We start from the raw sequence: 19252 nt of genomic DNA, 5'->3' as shown, positions 1-19252 counted from the left end.
CAAGTGCTTAGAGAAGTCGAGCAAGTTTATTCGAGGGGGATAGCCAATGAAAAGCAAGGGTAAAAAGAAAGCGGCATTAAGTCTAGTTATGATGTCCATTGTATTGTCTCTGGCAGGATGTGGCGGGGGGACAAATGGGGCTGAAGCTCCAGCTCCCGAGAAAACAACAGCTGCGACGCAGACTGAGCCAGCGAAGACAGACGAGCCCAAGCCTGAAGAGCCGAAAGTAGCGGGAGACCTCGAAATCCAATACTTTGTCGGTGGTTATGGAGACGGTTGGTGGAAAGAAGTCATTGGTGAATTCAAGAAGAAGTACCCAGATGTCAACATTAAAGAATCCGCAGGTTCACAAATCAACGAGCAAATGAAGCCCCGCTGGATCCAAGGTAATCCGCCAGATGTTGTATACATCGATGGAGCAGGATCGAACGAAACGCAAATGGTGCTCGACGACCAATTGATGGATATTACAGATTGGGTTAAAGATGCGAGCAATGTGGACGGCGAGCAGCTTACGAGCAACTTGATCGCACCTCCACAAGACTACAGTGGCAAAAACTATACGATTCCACTCGTATTCGGATCATGGGGAACCTTCTATGATGAAACCCTGTTTACTGAAAAGGGATGGGATGTTCCGAAAGATTGGGATAGCTTCCTCGCCACAAGTGAAAAAATCAAAGCGGATGGCGTATATCCTTACATCCATACCGGTAAATACCCATACTACATCGTGGGAGGTCTCTTAAATACAGGTTTTGTATCTGAGAATGGAGACAATCCGCAAATCTTGAAGGATCAAGAAGCAGCAAAAGAAGGTTCTTTCAAAAATGATGCTGTAGCGAATACCTTGAAAAAGATCGTTGATATGAGGGACAAAGGGTATTTCGATAACGCATCGTTCGGTATGAGTCATACAGACTCCCAAATGCTCTTCTTACAGCATAAAGATGCAATGATTCCTAATGGCTTGTGGCTCGAAAATGAAATGAAAAAAGATGTTCCAGAAGGCTTCAAATTTGGATTCATTCCTTCCGTTATGCAAAAGCCAGGCGGTAAATTTGTAGCTATTCCTTACACTAGTAACATTGCAATTGCAAAGAAGGCTAAAAATCCAGATGCAGCAAAAGCATTTATTGAATTTATCTTTACGAAACAAGCCGCAGTTCGTTGGGCTGAGCTGACTGGCGCTTTGATGAACGTCAAGGCAGATCTGGAATCTTCAGGCGCAAGTGATGTTGTTAAAACGGCAATGAAATATTTCAACGGTAGTGACACGATCGTTGCTCCTGTATTTAAATTGGCCGCGGACATTGAGCAGGCTGAGAATGATGCAACCATTGCATTGCTGCAAGGTTCCATTACACCAGAAGAATGGATGGACCGTATGGAGAAGGCGGCAGCCAAAATCCGGAAGTAAGTTCATGACTCTTCTTTCTAAACAATCAGAGGACATACGTGCCTCTGATTGTTCTTTCAAATTTAAGGGGAGGATGGCTTACGCCCATGAAGAACAATAAATTGTGGAAACGTAATTTGTTTATTGCGAGTTTCTTGCTGCCTACGTTTGCTATCTTTTGTTTATTCACTATTTATCCGTTGTTTCGAGGCTTGTACTTAAGCTTCTTCGATTGGTCAGGCGGTTCCGAATCGATGAATTTTATCGGTATTGATAATTATAGACAATTATTCTCGGATGAGATCATACCAAAAGCCATTTCGAATGATTATTTCTTGATTTTTTGGAAGGTCATCTTAATCATGTTATTTGCAACGTTTTTCGCAGTATCATTGACCCGTTTGAAATTGAAAGAATACGGTTTTTACCGAGTGGTGTTTTTCTTTCCGAATATCATTTCCGTAGCCGTTATCGGTGTATTGTGGAGTTTTATATACAATCCCCGTCTTGGATTCCTGAATGCATTCATCTCGTTATTTACAGGAAAACCAGTGGAAACGAACTGGTTAGGGGATTCAAACCTCGCAATGTGGTCACTTCTTCCTCCTAGTGTATGGGCTGGTATCGGATTCTATATGCTGCTCATTATCGCTTCTATTCTAGGTATTCCTTCCTCGCTATATGAAGCAGCCAGTATTGACGGTGCGGGGCAATGGCAACAGTTTACTCGAATTACTTTACCCCTGATTTGGGAGCAATTCAAAACCTCTATCATTCACATCGTAATCACAACACTGAACGGCTCCTTTATTATCGTTAAGCTGATGACGGATGGTGGCCCGGATAATCAGACACAAGTGCTCGGTTATTATTTGTATCAGATGGGCTTCAAACAGTTCCATTTAAGCTACGGGGCAACCATCGGGGTGCTGATCTTACTGTTATCTTTAATCACTACTCTAATTTTGCAGCGCATTCTTCACCGAGAGTCCATTGAAATGTAAGGAGGAAAATAATTTGAACGATAATCCCGCCAAAAAACCACTTCTGCTGATATCAAAAATTGCAGTTCGATTTTTCCTCATCTTGTGGAGCTTGGTAGTCTTATATCCTGTTCTTTGGACATTCCTGACATCCTTAAAGGATAATCAGCAGGTTATGCTCGGGAAACCGTGGGATTTCCCATCTATTTTTCGTTTTGAAAACTATTCAAATGTGTGGAGCAGAGCAAACTTTGGCGATTACTTCCTGAACTCCATTATAGTAACCGTGGCTAGTACACTGTTATCGCTTATTATGGCTGCTACAACAGCATATATATTAGCTCGGTTTACCTTTAAATCTAGAGGCCTGTTTTATTTTGTATACGTTGCTTCAATGATGATTCCAACCACACTCGGATTGATACCGTTGTTCTTTCTTCTCGGAGATATGAATTTGTCCAACTCCTTAGTAGGGCTCACGCTTGTTTATTCTGTCGGAACGATTGGCATCCTTCCATTCGGTATCTTCTTTCTGGTTGGATTTTTCAAGGCACTTCCCCGTGAGCTTGAAGAAGCCGCAACAATTGATGGATCTTCACTTTACGGCGTTTTCTTCAAGATCATGTTGCCATTATCGAAGCCAGGATTAATCACAGTAGGAATTATGAATGCTTTAACGGTGTGGAATGAGTACATCATGGCCACGGTATTGATCAACGATCCAGCGAAATACACCATTCCTGTCGGAATAGCCATTATGCAAGGGGAAATGCAGTACAGAACGGAATGGGGGCCATTGTTTGCGGGTCTTTCCATTTCTATGATTCCCGTCATTGTGATGTATGTGTTGTATCAACGTCAAATTACGGGTGGGTTAACAGCAGGTGCGTTGAAAGGTTAATTATAGGAGGTGTTAAGGAAATGCCGAAGAAGATTCTCAGTATCTTCATTACACTTATAATGGTGGCCGGCTTGTTCTCCAGTTTTGCAGCTGCAGCGGATGTAGCTTCTGATCTTCCGCAAAATGATGCGAAAATAACGGAATCCTATGAAATCTATCCATTACCGCAGCAACAAACCGAAGAAGCAACAACCTTAACCATCACACAAAATGTAAACGTTGTTATTGAAGATACGATTGACCAGCCGACAAGAAAGCTGCTTCAAAGGATACTGGATTCCAAATCACTTCAGGTCACTGAGTCAGGAGCTGTAGTAGCAGGGAAAACAAATATCTTTTTGGGAACTAGAAATTCATCAGGCTATGTAGACAACTACTTCACTCAGAATATTCCCTATGAGGCGGATCACTTCAATGAGCTGGACGCTTATGTTCTTAACGTTAGCACCAAGCAACAGAATAAAGGTGTTATTGCGATATTAGGTAAAAATACGGATGCGGCTTATTATGGCCTGGCATCGCTGAAGATGATTTTTGATCAAATTCCTGATCTGCAGGTTCGTAATCTCACCATCGAAGATTTCTCTGATACTCGCTCACGGGGATTTATCGAAGGCTTTTACGGCACACCTTGGTCACATGAAGATCGAATGAGCTTGATGCGTTTCGGTGGAGAGTTGAAGATGAACACTTATATTTTTGCACCTAAAGATGATAAGTACCATAACGCGCAATGGAGAACACCTTATCCTGCAGCTGAGCTTGCCAAGATCAAAGAACTGGTGGATGTCGGTCATGAATCCAAGACGCAGTTTGTATGGGCGATTCATCCAGGGTTCAATATGATCAATTGGAACAATTATGATGCTGAACTCCAAACCTTACTTGCGAAGCTTGAACAATTGTACAGTGTCGGCGTACGTCAATTTGGACTATTTATGGATGATATCAGCACATCACAATCGTTAGTGGATAAGGACAAACATGTTAGGCTTATTACGGATGTTGCGAATTGGGTAACGTCCAAGAAAGACGTCAAATCATTAATTTATTGTCCTCCATATTATAATAAAAGCTGGACAGGAACGACTGGCAGACCCTATCTTGAAGCCTTGAGAAATGTGCCAGAGAATGTAGATATAATGTGGACCGGAAACGGTGTTGTTGCCTCTGTTAATGCAGCAGATATGCAGTGGCCCAAAGATGCACATGGAAGAGACCCTTATATGTGGTTAAACTGGCCAGTGAATGACTATAAGGATGCAAGACTGCTGCTTGGTAAAGCAGAAGTGCTCATTCCAGGTACACATAATATTTCAGGTGTAGTGTCAAATCCTATGAAGCATGCGGAATTATCTAAGATCGGTATCTTCGCGGTTGCGGATTACACTTGGAATGTAGATGATTTTGATCAAGAGGAGAGCTGGCTCGATTCATTTAAGCATATTGCTCCTGAAGTTGCCTCTGAGCTTAATACGATCGCCTATCATATGAGTGACCCATCGCCTAGCGGCCATGGACTTGTAGTAGGTGAATCGGAAAATATTAAAGCTGAGCTAGCGCAATTCTTAAGTCAATACTCAAGTGGTCAGCCGATAGAAACAACGGGGAATACATTGATTCAAGAATTTGATCTAGTATTGGATGCCATCGCGTCGTTTAGAGTAAATAACACGAATGAAAATATGGAAGAAGAAATTGATCCATGGCTAAATAGCTTGCAAAATGTCGTTCTTGCCGATAAATCGGCAGTTCTCTCTGCGATAGCAATCCAGAAAGAGAATGTTGATCAGGCATGGGAAGCACTGGCTAAGGCCACAAGCGCATTAAGCTTATCCAAAACATTCAAAATTGAGAAGCTTAATTCTCCAGATGTGACGGTCGAGGCAGGAGCAAAGCGGCTGGTTCCTTTTGCTGAGCAGCTCATCAATAAACTGGATGCTCAGATTTATACTTTGGTAGACCAGGAATATGTTAAACCTCTAGCTGTAAGCTCTTATGGTTCTCCTTCAGGATTAAACCTGATGGTAGACGGAGATTTAGCAACGAACGTCTATATTCAGACGCTTCAACAGAATGGGGACTGGTATGGCATTGATTTTGGCAAAACCATTAAAGTGGAAGAAATAGCGATCACACAAGGTAGAAATGACACGGATTTCGATATTTTCCAAAGGGGGATTCTAGAGTATTCCGTGAACGGTCAAGAATGGACTGCAATCGGAGAAGAGCGTTCCGGGTATAAAATTTCTGCTTCCGGGCTCAATGTGGAGGCAAGGATGGTTCGATATCGATTGACTCATGCTGGAATACCTGGAGGTAAGCCTGATTTATGGACGGCAGTTCGCGAGTTTTCCGTAAATGCAGGTAAAGATAAGGTAGCCATTTACACCGATGTGACAGAGTTGAAGGATACTCCTGTTATGGTAGCAGATAATTCTGTGCAATTATCGAATATGAACGGAATCACATTAAAGCCATCCCAATATGTTGGGATTAATTTGAAATCCATTGAAGAGATCACGCAAGTGGTGTTGGAAGCTTCAAACGGAGAAGTCCGGTTAGAATCATCAAAGAACGGTGTGGAATGGGAACAGGTTAATGAGGGGAATGGGGCGTTTGCTAGTGCTGCCTATTTCCGGATCATAAACAAGGGAACTGAGAATATCACTGTAGATCTGACAAGGCTCATGATCAAGCTGAACAAATTCTCTCCACCAATGATTACTCATAATTACGGAAGCATTTATGAAGGTTCTATCAACAACGTGTACAATGCTTCTTTAGAGAACAAGGTTTGGTTCGGCTCGATTCAATCGAAAGGGAAGTATATTCAGATCGACATGGGCGGTGTGGTGAATGTCCAGAATGTAGCTGTCGTGATTGGAGACGGTGAAGGAGATTTCTTCCGTAAGGGAGATTTACAGCTGTCACTAGACGGACAGACATGGGATACGATCCATACGTTTACTAATCCAAATGATCGGAGTTTGAATTTCCCTGAGCATGAGGTGCCTTACCGTTATAAGCGTGTTCAAGTTGACGGCGGCAAGCAAGCCCGCTATGTAAGATTGATTTCAACTGAAACCTATGATGCATGGCTCGCGCTTAATGAAATTTTGGTTAATGAAGGGATTGAAAGACCGGGAACTTCCAATCCGGCTATCCAGGCTGAACCTGCTGGAAACATAGGAAATGAAGCATTGCTGTCCGTTGACAAAAAGCTCTCCACCTTCTATATGCCGGGTGCTGGGAATACGGGTTCCTTAAATTATAAGTTGTCGAAGGATACGAAGGTAAAAGAAGTGATAGTTTTGCAAAATCCATCGGATAATTCAAACGCTGTGGTGTCCGTTCGAGATGCGATTGGATGGCATAAGGTTGGTAACCTGTCCTCATCTTATAATACATTTGATACCTCCAAGTATAGTTATGTGTTTGAAGTGAAGATTCAGTGGGAGGGTTCGATTAAACCCAAAATCCACGAGATCATTACCGTTAAAAAAGACGGGAATGGTGAAGTTGATCCATCGGGTAAGATGACTTCTGTTCTGTCTGGGGTAGACACTGTAGCTGGAGGTAATGACTTTCAACTGGCGTTTGGGGTAAAAAGTGTAACAGATGCTGTATATGCGATGGATATAACCATGAACTATGATCCTAAGCTGTTGGAATTCAAGGCTGCTACTTCCTTGCGTAGTGGAATCCAGGTGCTTGAAACTGCTAATCACACGCCTGGAAAACTACGACTGCTGGTGGTGAGTGAAGGTGCGGGAAATGCTGTGACTGGCAATCTGCAGCTGTTATCCTTGGATTTTGGTACTAAGACAGTAGCGGAAGCTACAGAGAGTACTATTCAGATTGAAAAAGTGATCGTAGCCGATGCGGAAGGCAAGGAGAGCGAAACTGTCACGTCGAGCCATAAGCTCAAGATAACAGCAGAAGAGCCGGAGCCTGGTATGACTGGTGACATCAATAAAGATGGCAAAGTGTCCATCGGTGACTTAGCGATTGTCGCTGCTAATTATGGCAAGGATACCAGCAGTCCGGATTGGGCTGAGGCTAAACGTGCCGATATCAATAAAGATGGTGTGATTGATTTGAAAGACTTAGCGCTGGTAGCTCGTAAGATAACAGAATGAGTAGTAGCCTTCAACCCATAACAAATTAGCAGATATAATCAAAAAAAAGGAAGTGTCACCGCAGCCATTTCATGGCTTTTGGGACACTTCCTTTTTTTGCTTGAAGAGTGCTAGCCTAGCTATGCTCCGCTAACTGTACCTCGAAGCCGTCCGGGTCCAGTATATATAAGAATCGCAGATGGGGATTTGGTGTGATCGGTCCGCGTGCGACGGGGATACCTTGGCTTTTCAAATACGCTATGGCATCGTCGAGCGATTCCACTTCGAAACCAACAGAAACGCCGCATTCCGGCTTCAGTGCCGGATCACTACCCTGAATAAGCTCGATTTTGGGCTGATCCACCGTGCCTAACATAACAATTTGTTTTCCTCTACTCTCAAATCTGCGGTCAATGGGAAGCCCCAGAATCCGGTTATAAAAATCAAGGGAAGCCTCCAGATCGCGCACCCTAAGCGTTACCCAATTCATGCTCAACTTCATGATTGTAATGTCCTCCTCTATCTATTTCTATGACAAAGCCGATTCTACCTAATTATACGCTTTCTTGTTCACTAAAAGTTCGTAATATTAAACCTAATTCACGAAGGAATACATAATTGTTAAACGATGCCTTGAATTCTAGAATGATAATATTGGAATTATATTACTTTTTCAAATCCAAAATCATTCTGGGAGGTTGTCATAATGATGCGTAGGCTTATTTACGTTCTTACGATCCTAGTAATCGTTCTAGGTTCCTGGTTGTTACTGTATAACCAAGAGAATAAGAGCGCTTTAGAAAAGGAAGGAAAAGAAGTGGCTAATGTGAATGCTACTGACAGTAGCGCAACAGCGGCTAAAGTTACTGTCAATAATGGACAAATACCTGTTCAGTACTTGACTCCTGCTTATAAGGTTACTGTGAAAGGAGATATTTTGTATGCGAGCAAGAAGAATGAGACAGATGCCGTAGAACCGCTGAAACTCGATCTGTACGAGCCGTCTGGCGATAATAACGAGAAGAGGCCTGTATTTATTTTCATTCACGGTGGTGGTTATACAGAAGGGAATAAGAACGATGCAGCAGATTTTTCTACGGGATTGGCGAAGCGAGGATATGCTGTAGTGTCCGTTGATTATAGGCTGAAAAAAGATCCATTTACTAATTTCAGCCGCACACTTAATGACGCTTATGAAGATATAACCGATGTGATTAAATGGATCAACGATAACGCAGAGATTTACGGGATGGATGCAAGCCGTATTGTTATCGGTGGTGATTCGGCGGGGGGACATCTAGCCATAAATTTTGTCAATCAATATGTATCACAGGATCCTTCCATCATTAAATCTGTATTTTCTATTGTTGATATTTATGGCGGTGATCTGACGAAAAGTGCGGACAGCAAGCTGCCGCCGGTCCTCATCATTCATGGAACGATAGACAAACTGGTGCCGTACCAGCAAAGTGTTGACTTGGCCGAACAGCTGAAAGAGAAGGGGGTGTATCATAATCTACTCACCATGGAAGGTGTCGGACATGACTACAAGAATGATAAATACATCGATGAAATTATGGAGACGACAACACATTTTCTATGGAATGTCATGAATAGTTCTGATCTTGCAAAGCTGCCAGAGAATTCCGGAATTTCGATTGCTTCCGGCGATGCCTTTGATATTAAGCTGCCTAAGGCCTATCGCATTCCTGCGAAGGAGTCGATGAACATCGATTTGCCTGAGGGTTGGATACTTCGTGAGCAGGAGGAGGAAGACAGACTTCGGATACAGGTTCCGGAAGGCTTGGTGCGAGGAAACGATACACTGTTTGTCTCACGAGGCGAAGATCCTAAAACGGCAATGAGCTTCGCTGTCAATGTTAACGTAATCGACCCGCTGACGGTGAAATATGAGACATTTTATGATGAAGCTGCCAAGGAATTAAAAACTCATATGGATGTTACTAATCAGTCTACGAACAATTTCAATGGTTCAGTGGAAGCCGATTATGAAACAGGACGTTCTACTCAGGGGACCTACAACGCCACTGTGGAGAATCTGGAATCAGGAAAGAGTGTGCGGTTAGAGATTCCTGAGCTTGCTAGAGGACAACGGACGCTTAAGTCTTATAATGACATAGGTAATCTATTGCAGACGACGTTAGATTCCTTTAACGCACTGTTGTTGCCAAAACTCAGTAAGCCCATTGAAATCAATGGTAACCTATCAGATTGGAGTGATCTGGCTCGCTTTAATGTGAAGGATATCAAAATCAATGGTTGGCGAGGTGAGCAGGATATCAGTGCGATCGGTTCCTTAGCTTGGGACGAGGATAACCTTTATCTAGGGGTAGAAGTTATAGATGACAAGCATGAACAGTCGGCATCAGGTGATGCTATTTGGAGTGGGGACAGCATTCAGATTGGGATTGGCATTGCAAACTCAGACGGAACGGTACCCTCGGAGTATCATGAACTAGGTGTGGCTCGGGGAAATGCAGGGAATTTACTCAAGTGGCGCTGGCTAACCCCAAGGGGATTCAATATAAATGATGTCCTAGAGCTAAAGTATGCGGTGAGTCGTTCAGATTCAACAACCAGCTACGAATTAGCCATACCCTGGCGTGAACTGAGCCATGACATTACGCAGGTGAAGCAAGGAATGAAGCTTAAGTTTTCGCTGCTGGTCAATGATAATGACGGCGAGGGGCGTAGAGGCTGGCTGCAATACAATAGTGGCATAGGTTCTTCGAAGGATGTTAATGCCTTCGGGGATATGTACCTGATGGATTAAGAGGATATTTAATAAGCGGCAGAGATGCCGTTTTTTTTATTTTCTCCACAACTGGTAGGAATTTGTCTATTATTAAAGTGTTAGTTCAATTCGCTAGATGGTATGATAAGAGCGGGAGGGAATTTAAAATGACCAATGAGATAACCAATGAGAACGAAGAAACATTAAACGAGAACGAGGAAATAACCAATGATCCAGAAATGTCTGAGGAGGATATGAATAAGCTAGTGATGGCTGTTCATCATAACGGTCTCGTAGCTTTGAGAGTGCACTTTCAAGACGTTGAAGGACAAGTGTTGAATATGGAGGCTTACGGCCCGGTTTTTGTTTTTCACGTAAAGTCTGAGTTAGACCATGTCTATTCTTGCGGCTTTTTTCTGCGTGAATTGATTGCAAGATTCCAATCGGGTAAGGATCCTGCGGCATGGATGGCTTCATTCTTTGTTGATCTGATGAAGATTGAGGGAGGCAAAACGCTTCCAACACCGCCTTCAAGTGAAGAGGAAGCTAAAGCGATCATAGACAATGTATTAGTTCCGCAATGTATTAAAGAAATAACTGAAGAATTTGCGCCAGAGGATGTACATGTAGGTCTAGCTTGGAACGAAAAACTAGGTCCAGTCTTCGAGGCTGGTTTTCCAGCGATAAGCGATGGAAATAACGTGTGTGCGTTCCCACTGCATTTATTGTTAACGCACTTGCAATTAAATCGGGATCCTTCCGAGCTGCTTGTTCAAGGTATGTATAACATCCGCAAGGAACATGGGTTGGAGTAAAACAGGCTCTGAGCCTTGGCCATCCATATAACAAAGAAACGGCAGAAATGCCGTTTCTTTGTTATATTTTATGAGTTTTTACAAGTGGTGTGCTGTATCCATAGGAAATAGGGAGGTTTTCTAGTGAATATCAGAGCATTGTGTGAAGGGATAAAGCTTGATCCAGCGGTTAGACAGCAGGTTTATGAGTTTCAGATGAAAGAGGATGAATATCTAGTTTATAAACAACATTTTTATTTTGACAGATTTTCTTTTTTTGAATCTGTGAAAGCATCGGAGGGCTATCGAAAGCTACTATTATATTTATTTGTGAGATTCGCAGTAGATGCTTATGAAGAGTATCGTATTCGTAACATTGAGGATGAGATCTATTATGATACATTCTCAGATATTCAGATCTGGTGCATGCAATGTCTACGTGATTACGGTGAATATGGTATTGAAGAATATAACTGGCTGCAAGAGCATGTTCAGCTTCGTTTATTTCGTTTGGGAAGAATGCAATTTCAACCTTTTGCGATGGACCGCGATTTAGTTGTTGATGGTTGTAAAATCTTTACCAATCAAATCGTGCTTAATGTGCACATTCCAGCGGGAGAGCCTTTATCCGTTCAAAGTGTCGAGGAATCCTTTCAGTTAGCCAGAGTTTTTTTTAGAGGTATAACTCCAGTGTTTATTTGTCATTCATGGCTGCTTGATCCGGAATTAAGTGAGATCATGAACCCAGAATCGAACATTATTCAGTTTCAAAGTCGGTTCTACATTTATGAAGTCGATAAAAGTTCCAAGGAAGCAGAAGAAAGAATATTTAGTAAACTAAGTATGACCCCTCAAGCGTACGAAGAGAACACCCAACTGCAACGGCGTGCAAAAGCCTTTTTAATTGCAGGAGGTAAACTAGGAAGTGGCTATGGGATTAAAGTACATAAGTAAGGTTGAAATCTTGGCATATTACGGGTAGAGAAGACGTACACTGCAAATGAAGTGATGCGTTAACCTGACTCTGGCTGTAATAGCTGGTTTTGGGGATAGTGCTTTGTTTTATCCAAAAACGAAACCGGTTTCAAATGTACGAGCGCGCCGTGCAATGAAATCAATAAGATCAAAGAGGTGATTCCATTGGGCTGACCCTGGGCAGATATCGTCTTAAGCATTCCTGTGTCCTATAATTTTTTTATTTATTAGGAGGAGACGATGATGTTGAGAAAAGGAAAAATGCTAAGTCTATTTCTGCTGTTTACACTCATGATTGCTTTAGTGCCTACAGGTAATTCAAGTGCAGCCTCGAACTGGAATCTGGTATGGAGTGATGAATTTGACGGGAATTCTCTGAATACTGGTAATTGGTCCGCCGAAATCGGCACAGGGAGCGGTGGCTGGGGTAACAATGAACTTCAGTACTATACTAGTCGTCCGCAGAACCTGCAAGTTACGGGTGGAAATCTGGTTATTACAGCGCAAAAAGAATCCTACGGTGGAATGAATTACACCTCTGCACGGATCAAAACACAAGGACTCAAAAGTTTTACCTATGGGAAAATTGAAGCTAGAATCAAGGTGCCTTCAGGTCAAGGACTCTGGCCGGCATTTTGGATGCTTGGATCAAATATTGATACAGTAGGTTGGCCTAAATCCGGTGAAACAGACATTATGGAACGTGTGAACAATAATGCTTTTGTTAATGGGACGGTACACTGGGATGCCAATGGGCATGCCGAGTATGGGCAGGTATCCGGAAATCTGGATTTTTCTCAATACCATGTGTACAGCGTTGAATGGGATGCGAATTATATCAAGTGGTTTGTAGATGGCAACCAATTTAATGCTTTTTATATCGAGAATGGAACGGGAAATACGGAGGAGTTCCAAAAACCCTTCTTTATCCTGCTAAACCTTGCTGTTGGTGGGAATTGGCCTGGAAGTCCAAACGCTTCAACTGCTTTCCCGGCGCAAATGCTGGTTGATTATGTACGTGTGTATCAATCCGCGCCTACCTCAAACATCGTTAGTGGTGGGATTTATACTTTAGCCGACAAGGCTAGTGGCAAGGTTCTGGACGTAGTGGATGTATCCACAGCAAGTGGGGCAAAGATGCAGCAATGGACCAATTACACAGCCAATAATCAGAAATTTAAGGTGGAAAGTACAGGAGACGGCTACTATAAGCTGACAGCAGTGCATAGTGGAAAAGTGTTGGATGTGCCGAACTCATCAACCGTCAGCGGCGTACAGTTGCAGCAATGGGATGACAATGGTACCAACGCTCAGCGGTGGAGCATTGTAGATGTAGGGGGTGGCTACTACAAACTAATTTCTAAAGTGAGTGGATTAGCTATGGATGTAAACGGAGCCTCAACGGCAGATGGCGCAGCGGTTCAGCAGTGGACGGATAACGGAAGCGATGCTCAGAAATGGTTTTTTACTAAAGTGAACTAAAAGGATCTATTATACGATTATGTTTAAGAAAAACGGCAGAGATACCGTTTTTCAGAATGACGAGAAACCCAATTCACTGGATGGCCTTGGGTTTCTCGAGATCCTGCAGCCCCTATCTAATAGGGGCTGTTTTTTTACGTTTAATACGTCGTTGATATTGAATTCTTGTGTTGATTAAAGTTCCTTTTCTTCTTCTAATCGTTCTAATTAATTTCAATTGAAACAGCGAAAGGGGTGAGGTTCTTGTGCGAATAATTTTAATTCTACGGCTATAAATGATTCGTCTTTTACTTTTTCGTGTGAACCGCCGCTTAACATAGCTGACCTTCCGTCTTCTTCGTTTTAATTTGGCTTTAAAAGCTCTCCAAGGGGTTAGATTTAGGAACTTACGATATAGCGCAAATCCTGAGGAATCTTTATTCCAGCATTTCTCATCCCCGGCAAAATGGACAATTTTATTATTGTAGTCATGATCTGGGATGGCCATGTTAAATGAATTAAAACGGATATCGAGAGGGAGGTAATTCGCTCCAAAAACTGCATTTAGAACATCCTGGTCAGGCATGGTGACATCAGGGAAAGTGCGCAAGAAGTTCAGCATCTCTTGGTACCAGTTCGAATTCTGGCGGATATTATTCAAAGCAAATACGATCACTCCAGAATTAAAATAAATCTCGGGATTCAGCCCTTTGGCGCTCACAATAGATGCAACATCCATAATGCCCTGATCCCAAATCGCCCCTAAATATTTTTCATTCAGCTCGACTTGCCACAGCTCCGCGATGTCTATGTTTACCAATACATCACAATCCAGATAAATAATTTTGTCAGAAGGAATTAACGCGGGAAGCAGCAATCGGTACATACTTGCATGTGTCCACATATCGATAGAATTAATATTGGCAAGAACCTGGAGCATATCTTCGGGTAAAGTAATCGAATAAAAGCTAATCGTATGCTGATGTTTAGTGGTTAATCTGGTGAGCTTTCGCTTGTTAACTTCGGTTAAAGAGGCATCATGTAAAATATGAACATGGATTGGGGAACTTGTATGATGAAAAACTGACGCTAAAACGACACCGGCATGCTCTACATACTTTCCATCCTTATCTTGAAAGGCCAAGGCAATTTCGATCATTTGATTTATCCTCTCTCTACATTAGTGTACGAATGTACCACAGTATACGTTTGCCCTGGCAAGAGGATAAAGGCATTACACCTACGATATTCACCCAATTTTTTTTGCACATAAAAAAACCAAGCTCTGCAAATCAGAGACTTGGTTTGTTAGAACGATTTCTTATTTTCGCAGCTTAATACAGTCTATGTGATGATTGTTATTTTTAAATAGAATAAGATCTGCACGATTTCTGGTAGGTAAAATATTGTGTATCAAATTTTCAAAATTGATTTCTTTCCATATTCTTTTCGAGATCTCGATAGATTCTTCTAGTGATAACTGTGCATATTTTTTAAAATAAGATTGCTCATCTTGGAAGGCGGTATCTCTAAGCTTAATAAACCGGTCAATATACCATTTCTCAATATTATTCACATCAGCATCCACATAAATTGAAAAATCAAAGAAATCAGATACAAAATAGTTTGGCATACTTTGATTAATTGTCAAACTAGTCTGAAGAACATTTAATCCTTCAACAATTAGGATGTCCGGGTTCTCGATCGTAATACATTCATTTGGCACGATATCATAAGTTAGATGCGAGTATACAGGACTTTGAACACCCGAAACACCAGACTTCACTTTAGTTAAAAATGAAATTAAACTACGTGTGTCGTAGCTTTCAGGAAATCCCTTTTTCTTCATGATTCCACGCTTTTCCAGCTCAGCATTGGGAAGTAGAAACCCGTCAGTTGTAACTAAATCTACTTTTGGATGAGAAGGTAATTGAGAGAGGAGCTTCTGAAGAAGTCTAGCGGTTGTACTCTTGCCAACAGCGACACTTCCGGCGATGCCTATGATAAATGGACCTTTTTTAAGATCGTTATTAAGAAAGTGATTTATAGAATCTTTAAATGTATGAGAGGCTTGAAGCTGCAAATGTATCAATTGGGATAGAGGAAGATAGACCTCATTTACATCCTCAATCGAAATTTTATCGTTAATACTTTGGATATCACTAAGCTCTTCTTCTGATAATTGGATAGCGGTGAAATCGCTTAGCTTCTTCCAATCCTCACGTAAATAAAGTGTATATGCTGAATTATTCACCATTAAAGTTTCCACATCCCTGAGTTTTTTAAAGATTCACCTGCACTTAGGTATTATAACCGTTCATTCAACTTGATTCCATTCATAGCAATCGACATTAGTATGGACATTATGGAGAATTCATTTCAATAAATAGGAAAATAAATTAAAATATAGTGAACGAGGAAGAATGGAGTGGAACCATGGGAGTTTTTCGAAAAGTTGAAGTATTAACGGATTACACGCGCAAGGGTACGTTCCAAGAAGAGTCAGAGCCCAGAAAAATCGTGATAAGTATTTATTATCCGGATACGGATGGTTTGCCCGATAACAACGAATCTGAAATGAAATATATGGATCTTTTCCGGCCCTGTGAACAACAAGCAAGAGAAATTCTACAAGATATTGGAATGAATATGGATATCATAGATCGATTATCTACCTCAATCGGCGAGGGAGCATTGCAACAAAAATCAAAACGATCCTATCCTGTCATTATCTACTCTCCTGCACTAGGCTTAGATAGAGATATGTATATTTACAATATACAAGCGCTGGTAAAGCAAGAATTCATAGTGGTAACCGTCAGTGCTGCTTATGAAGCCATGTTTACAGTTAGTCCAAGTGGAGAATTTATGAATTAATCAGAGGTCATGAGGACAATACAGGCTACAGATTATAGCGAATTACATCATTTAATTTCTATTCGAAAAAAGGATATAGAGTATGTATTAGATCACCTATCCAATCTGAATTCAAGAATGGAAAGTTTTGATATGGACAAGGTTGGCATTGTTGGACATTCAATCGGCGGTGCTACTGCATTAGATTTAACTATGGAAGATGATAGAATTAAAGCCGCAGTTTTATTAGATGCAAGTATGCATTTATATATTGAGAATGAAGCGAAGAATACGGTACCCCTACTTGTATTAAGGCAAAAAGCTTCTACTTTAGAATCCTTAAGCATTATTTTACAGGAAAAAATAGCAAATGATTTCATCAAAGGACAAGAGAAGCTTTTCCGGAATTGGAATGGATATAAATCTTTTTTGAAAATACGAAAGGCAACGCATATGTCCTTTAGTGATATGCCTCTTTTTGAGGAGGACGAGACTTTATATCATAGAACTTGTGGGATTCATAATCAGATAAATGAGCTTGTCGCTAAGTTTTTTCAAGAGCATTTATTAAATCAGGGGAATGCTTATTCTACATTCATAAGTCATAATCATAGTGATTTCTGTGAGATCAATGGCAGTGGAGATGAAATTCTGTAAACTAGCATACAGGATTTCAAGGGATGTTCGTGTGGGTAAGAAGCTATGAGGTCTCTTTTGAAAAATAAGAAAAATGGCCGAGGGCCGTTTTTCTTATCCTTTAATCCCAAAAGCAATCCAGCGCCCATCAACATCTTCAATAACAAATTCCTTGTTATTATAGTCGGTGTTTGCTAATGCTCGGACAATGTTAACACCAGCCGCTTCAAATTCTTTCTCCAGCTGCTCTTGCTGTTTCGTAATAAAATAGGCATCGTAACCATAGCCATACAATTCTCGATTAGGAATAACCCTTTGTCCTTGGGATTGAGTAAGGATAATTTCTGTATCATCACGATAGAGGCAAACATGCGGTTCTTCCGTATCTAAATAGGGCACAACTTGAAAGCATAAGTACTGATTGTAATAAGCAGCGGTGCGCTCAATATTCAGGGTAGGAAAGATACTATGTGATTGTAAAAGCTTTTTGTCCACTTGTGAGATCATCCTTTCTAAGAAAATAGATACCCATATATTACCTTGCGACAAAGATTTCAACAATACGTGGAGTTATTAAACCGCAGGAGACATTCATGGTTGACATCATAGATATTCTATAATAATATACATGCATGAGCATACATTAATTAAATTCTGCTAAAACATGTTTTTAATGTTCATAATAAATTTAGTTTTTTATAAAGAGGAGAGATATCATGAAGAACTTGTTTACCCCTTATGAAATGAAGGATTTGAAATTGAAGAACCGCGTGGTTATGCCTCCAATGTGTCAGTATTCAGTGACTAACAAGGACGGAATTGCTACCGATTGGCATTATAATCATTACGTAAGCCGCGCCATTGGAGGAACAGGATTAATTATTATTGAAATGACCGATGTAGAGCCTGATGGCCGAATTACTGATTTTGACCTTGGCATTTGGTCCGATGAGCAAATACCTGCATTGGCTAGAATTGTTGATGCTTGTCATGCTTATGGGGCAAAAGTAGGTATTCAAATTGCTCATGCTGGGCGTAAGGCTGAAGATGCAGCAGTTCCTGTATCCTCTTCTGCCGTTCCATTTGATGCTGACTCCAAAACACCACGTGCCCTAACGACTGAAGAAGTGAAGGGTATGGTTGAAAAATTCCGGTTAGGCGTGAAGCGTGCGATTCAAGCGGGGTTTGATGTTATCGAGCTTCATGGTGCGCACGGTTACCTTATTCATCAGTTCCATTCACCATTAACGAATCAAAGAACAGATGAATATGGCCAAGATTTGACCTTGTTTGGTACTGAAATCATTCGTGCAGCGAAAAGTGAAATGCCTGAAGGAATGCCATTGATCATGCGTATCTCAGCTCAAGAATATGTAGAGGGCGGATACGGCATTAAAGAAAGCTTGGCATTTAGTAAAGCTTATAAAGAAGCTGGCGCAGATATTTTCCATATTAGTGCAGGTGGTGAAGGTCCTATCGCGGCTGCTGGCAAGCCAGGAACACATGCGGCGTATCAAGTTCCTTTGGCAAGAGAGATCAAATATGGTTTGAATGTACCGGTGATTGCTGTAGGTAGATTGGATGAACCTGCTCTTGCTAATGCAGTCATTGGGAATGAGGAAGCAGATCTTGTTGCAGTTGGTCGGGGGATGCTGAGAAATCCATATTGGACGCTGGAGGCTGGAGTTGAGCTTCAGCAAGACCCTAGTATTCCTCGACAGTATGCCTTTGGATTTCCTAGAATTAAAGGCTAAGGACTAACGAAATTAAATGAAATCAGTTGGAAAGACCGGCTTCTTGGAGAAACGGTCTTTTCTCTTTTTTGGATTAAGCTTGGCACAATAGATGTGGAGTGTAGTACTATTATATAGAAGAAAAAATTCATGAATAGTCATACGCTCAGGAGATGAAGAGATAGATGGACAAAATTCTTAACAATGACCTTATCGCGAATTGGTTGACGTTAACGCATATACAAATGAATGTGACGAATGAATTAGAAGTTAATTTGCAAGCGAATCATGGTTTATCTTTAAAAGAGTTCTACTTGTTATTATTCTTGTCGGAAGCCCCAGAGAAAAAACTGAAACTGCAGAAACTTGAATCGATGGTTGGTTTAAGCCAAAGTGCCGTTTCACGTTTAGTTAGCCGGTTTGAAGCCAAGGGCTGCGGAGCTTTAGAGAGAAAAGCATGCGACAGTGATCGCAGAAGTATTTATACCTCCCTAACCTCCATTGGTGAGGCCAAGCTCATCCGTGCACAAGAAACCTTTAAAGACACGCTAATGAAGGCATTCCCGGAAAAAGATGTGGAACAGCTTCTAGCGCAAATGCTTCGTATGAAGCAGCAATCATGAATCAGCTCAAAAAAA

At 41.4% G+C, this 19252-nt stretch carries 16 protein-coding genes; 12 read left to right on the top strand and 4 right to left on the bottom strand.

Annotation, left to right across the window (positions count from 1 at the left end):
• Positions 1–46: 46 nt before the first annotated feature.
• From ACQKMP_RS05190 to ACQKMP_RS05175, 4 genes are all read left to right on the top strand, one after another.
• Complete coding sequence (locus ACQKMP_RS05190) at positions 47–1420, top strand: extracellular solute-binding protein (RefSeq protein ID WP_379422359.1); 1374 nt, start codon at positions 47–49, stop codon at positions 1418–1420.
• Between the two features lie 86 nt (positions 1421–1506).
• A complete protein-coding gene (locus ACQKMP_RS05185; protein WP_042186594.1) occupies positions 1507–2403 on the top strand; it encodes a carbohydrate ABC transporter permease in 897 nt (298 codons plus the stop codon).
• A 13-nt stretch (positions 2404–2416) separates the two neighbouring features.
• Entirely contained in the window at positions 2417–3283 is an 867-nt protein-coding gene (locus tag ACQKMP_RS05180) for a carbohydrate ABC transporter permease (RefSeq protein ID WP_339246646.1), read from the top strand.
• A gap of 20 nt (positions 3284–3303) precedes the next feature.
• Entirely contained in the window at positions 3304–7425 is a 4122-nt protein-coding gene (locus ACQKMP_RS05175) for a beta-N-acetylglucosaminidase domain-containing protein (protein ID WP_379422356.1), read from the top strand.
• Between the two features lie 115 nt (positions 7426–7540).
• On the opposite strand, the gene ACQKMP_RS05170 is transcribed toward ACQKMP_RS05175, so the two are convergent.
• Positions 7541–7906, bottom strand: coding sequence for a VOC family protein (locus ACQKMP_RS05170; protein ID WP_052404224.1), 366 nt, complete (start codon positions 7904–7906; stop codon positions 7541–7543).
• 204 nt (positions 7907–8110) lie between these two features.
• Here ACQKMP_RS05170 and ACQKMP_RS05165 point away from each other — a divergent pair, with 204 nt between their 5' ends.
• The 4 genes from ACQKMP_RS05165 (at position 8111) to ACQKMP_RS05150 (ending at position 13410) form a co-directional block, all read left to right on the top strand.
• Entirely contained in the window at positions 8111–10198 is a 2088-nt protein-coding gene (locus ACQKMP_RS05165; protein WP_427468944.1) for an alpha/beta hydrolase fold domain-containing protein, read from the top strand.
• 128 nt (positions 10199–10326) lie between these two features.
• Positions 10327–10974 (top strand): hypothetical protein, encoded by a 648-nt coding sequence (locus ACQKMP_RS05160; protein ID WP_283911103.1) that lies wholly within the window; start codon positions 10327–10329, stop codon positions 10972–10974.
• Between the two features lie 123 nt (positions 10975–11097).
• The gene (locus tag ACQKMP_RS05155; RefSeq protein WP_427468943.1) at positions 11098–11907 is read left to right on the top strand and encodes an acyltransferase domain-containing protein; all 810 of its coding nucleotides are present in this window, start codon (positions 11098–11100) and stop codon (positions 11905–11907) included.
• A gap of 261 nt (positions 11908–12168) precedes the next feature.
• Positions 12169–13410: an RICIN domain-containing protein gene (locus ACQKMP_RS05150; RefSeq protein WP_427468942.1), complete on the top strand. Its 1242-nt coding sequence runs from the start codon at positions 12169–12171 to the stop codon at positions 13408–13410.
• A 112-nt stretch (positions 13411–13522) separates the two neighbouring features.
• On the opposite strand, the gene ACQKMP_RS05145 is transcribed toward ACQKMP_RS05150, so the two are convergent.
• Both ACQKMP_RS05145 and coaA read right to left on the bottom strand, forming a co-directional pair.
• Positions 13523–14548, bottom strand: a complete 1026-nt coding sequence (locus ACQKMP_RS05145) for a glycosyltransferase family 8 protein (RefSeq protein ID WP_427468941.1) — start codon at positions 14546–14548, stop codon at positions 13523–13525.
• A gap of 162 nt (positions 14549–14710) precedes the next feature.
• Complete coding sequence (gene coaA, locus ACQKMP_RS05140) at positions 14711–15646, bottom strand: type I pantothenate kinase (RefSeq protein WP_339270052.1); 936 nt, start codon at positions 15644–15646, stop codon at positions 14711–14713.
• Positions 15647–15825: 179 nt separating this feature from the next.
• On the opposite strand from coaA, the gene ACQKMP_RS05135 reads away from it, so the two are divergent.
• Together ACQKMP_RS05135 and ACQKMP_RS05130 are read left to right on the top strand one after the other, a co-directional pair.
• Entirely contained in the window at positions 15826–16266 is a 441-nt protein-coding gene (locus ACQKMP_RS05135; RefSeq protein ID WP_427468940.1) for a hypothetical protein, read from the top strand.
• A 9-nt stretch (positions 16267–16275) separates the two neighbouring features.
• Positions 16276–16902, top strand: coding sequence for an alpha/beta hydrolase family protein (locus ACQKMP_RS05130; protein WP_427468939.1), 627 nt, complete (start codon positions 16276–16278; stop codon positions 16900–16902).
• Positions 16903–16995: 93 nt separating this feature from the next.
• Here the strand turns inward: ACQKMP_RS05130 and ACQKMP_RS05125 are convergent, their stop codons facing one another.
• The gene (locus ACQKMP_RS05125) at positions 16996–17376 is read right to left on the bottom strand and encodes a VOC family protein (protein ID WP_427468938.1); all 381 of its coding nucleotides are present in this window, start codon (positions 17374–17376) and stop codon (positions 16996–16998) included.
• A gap of 221 nt (positions 17377–17597) precedes the next feature.
• Between ACQKMP_RS05125 and ACQKMP_RS05120 the strand changes: the two genes are divergently transcribed.
• Entirely contained in the window at positions 17598–18635 is a 1038-nt protein-coding gene (locus ACQKMP_RS05120; protein WP_042186618.1) for an NADH:flavin oxidoreductase/NADH oxidase, read from the top strand.
• A 164-nt stretch (positions 18636–18799) separates the two neighbouring features.
• Positions 18800–19237, top strand: coding sequence for a MarR family winged helix-turn-helix transcriptional regulator (locus ACQKMP_RS05115; RefSeq protein ID WP_081951075.1), 438 nt, complete (start codon positions 18800–18802; stop codon positions 19235–19237).
• Positions 19238–19252 lie beyond the last annotated feature (15 nt).

Origin of the sequence: Paenibacillus sp. NPDC101420 (genome assembly GCF_050277435.1) — a bacterium.
In the GTDB taxonomy this organism is placed as follows: domain Bacteria; phylum Bacillota; class Bacilli; order Paenibacillales; family Paenibacillaceae; genus Paenibacillus_AQ.
The sequence above is the reverse complement of the archived record's forward strand: the minus strand, read 5'-3'. Positions and strand labels throughout refer to the sequence as shown.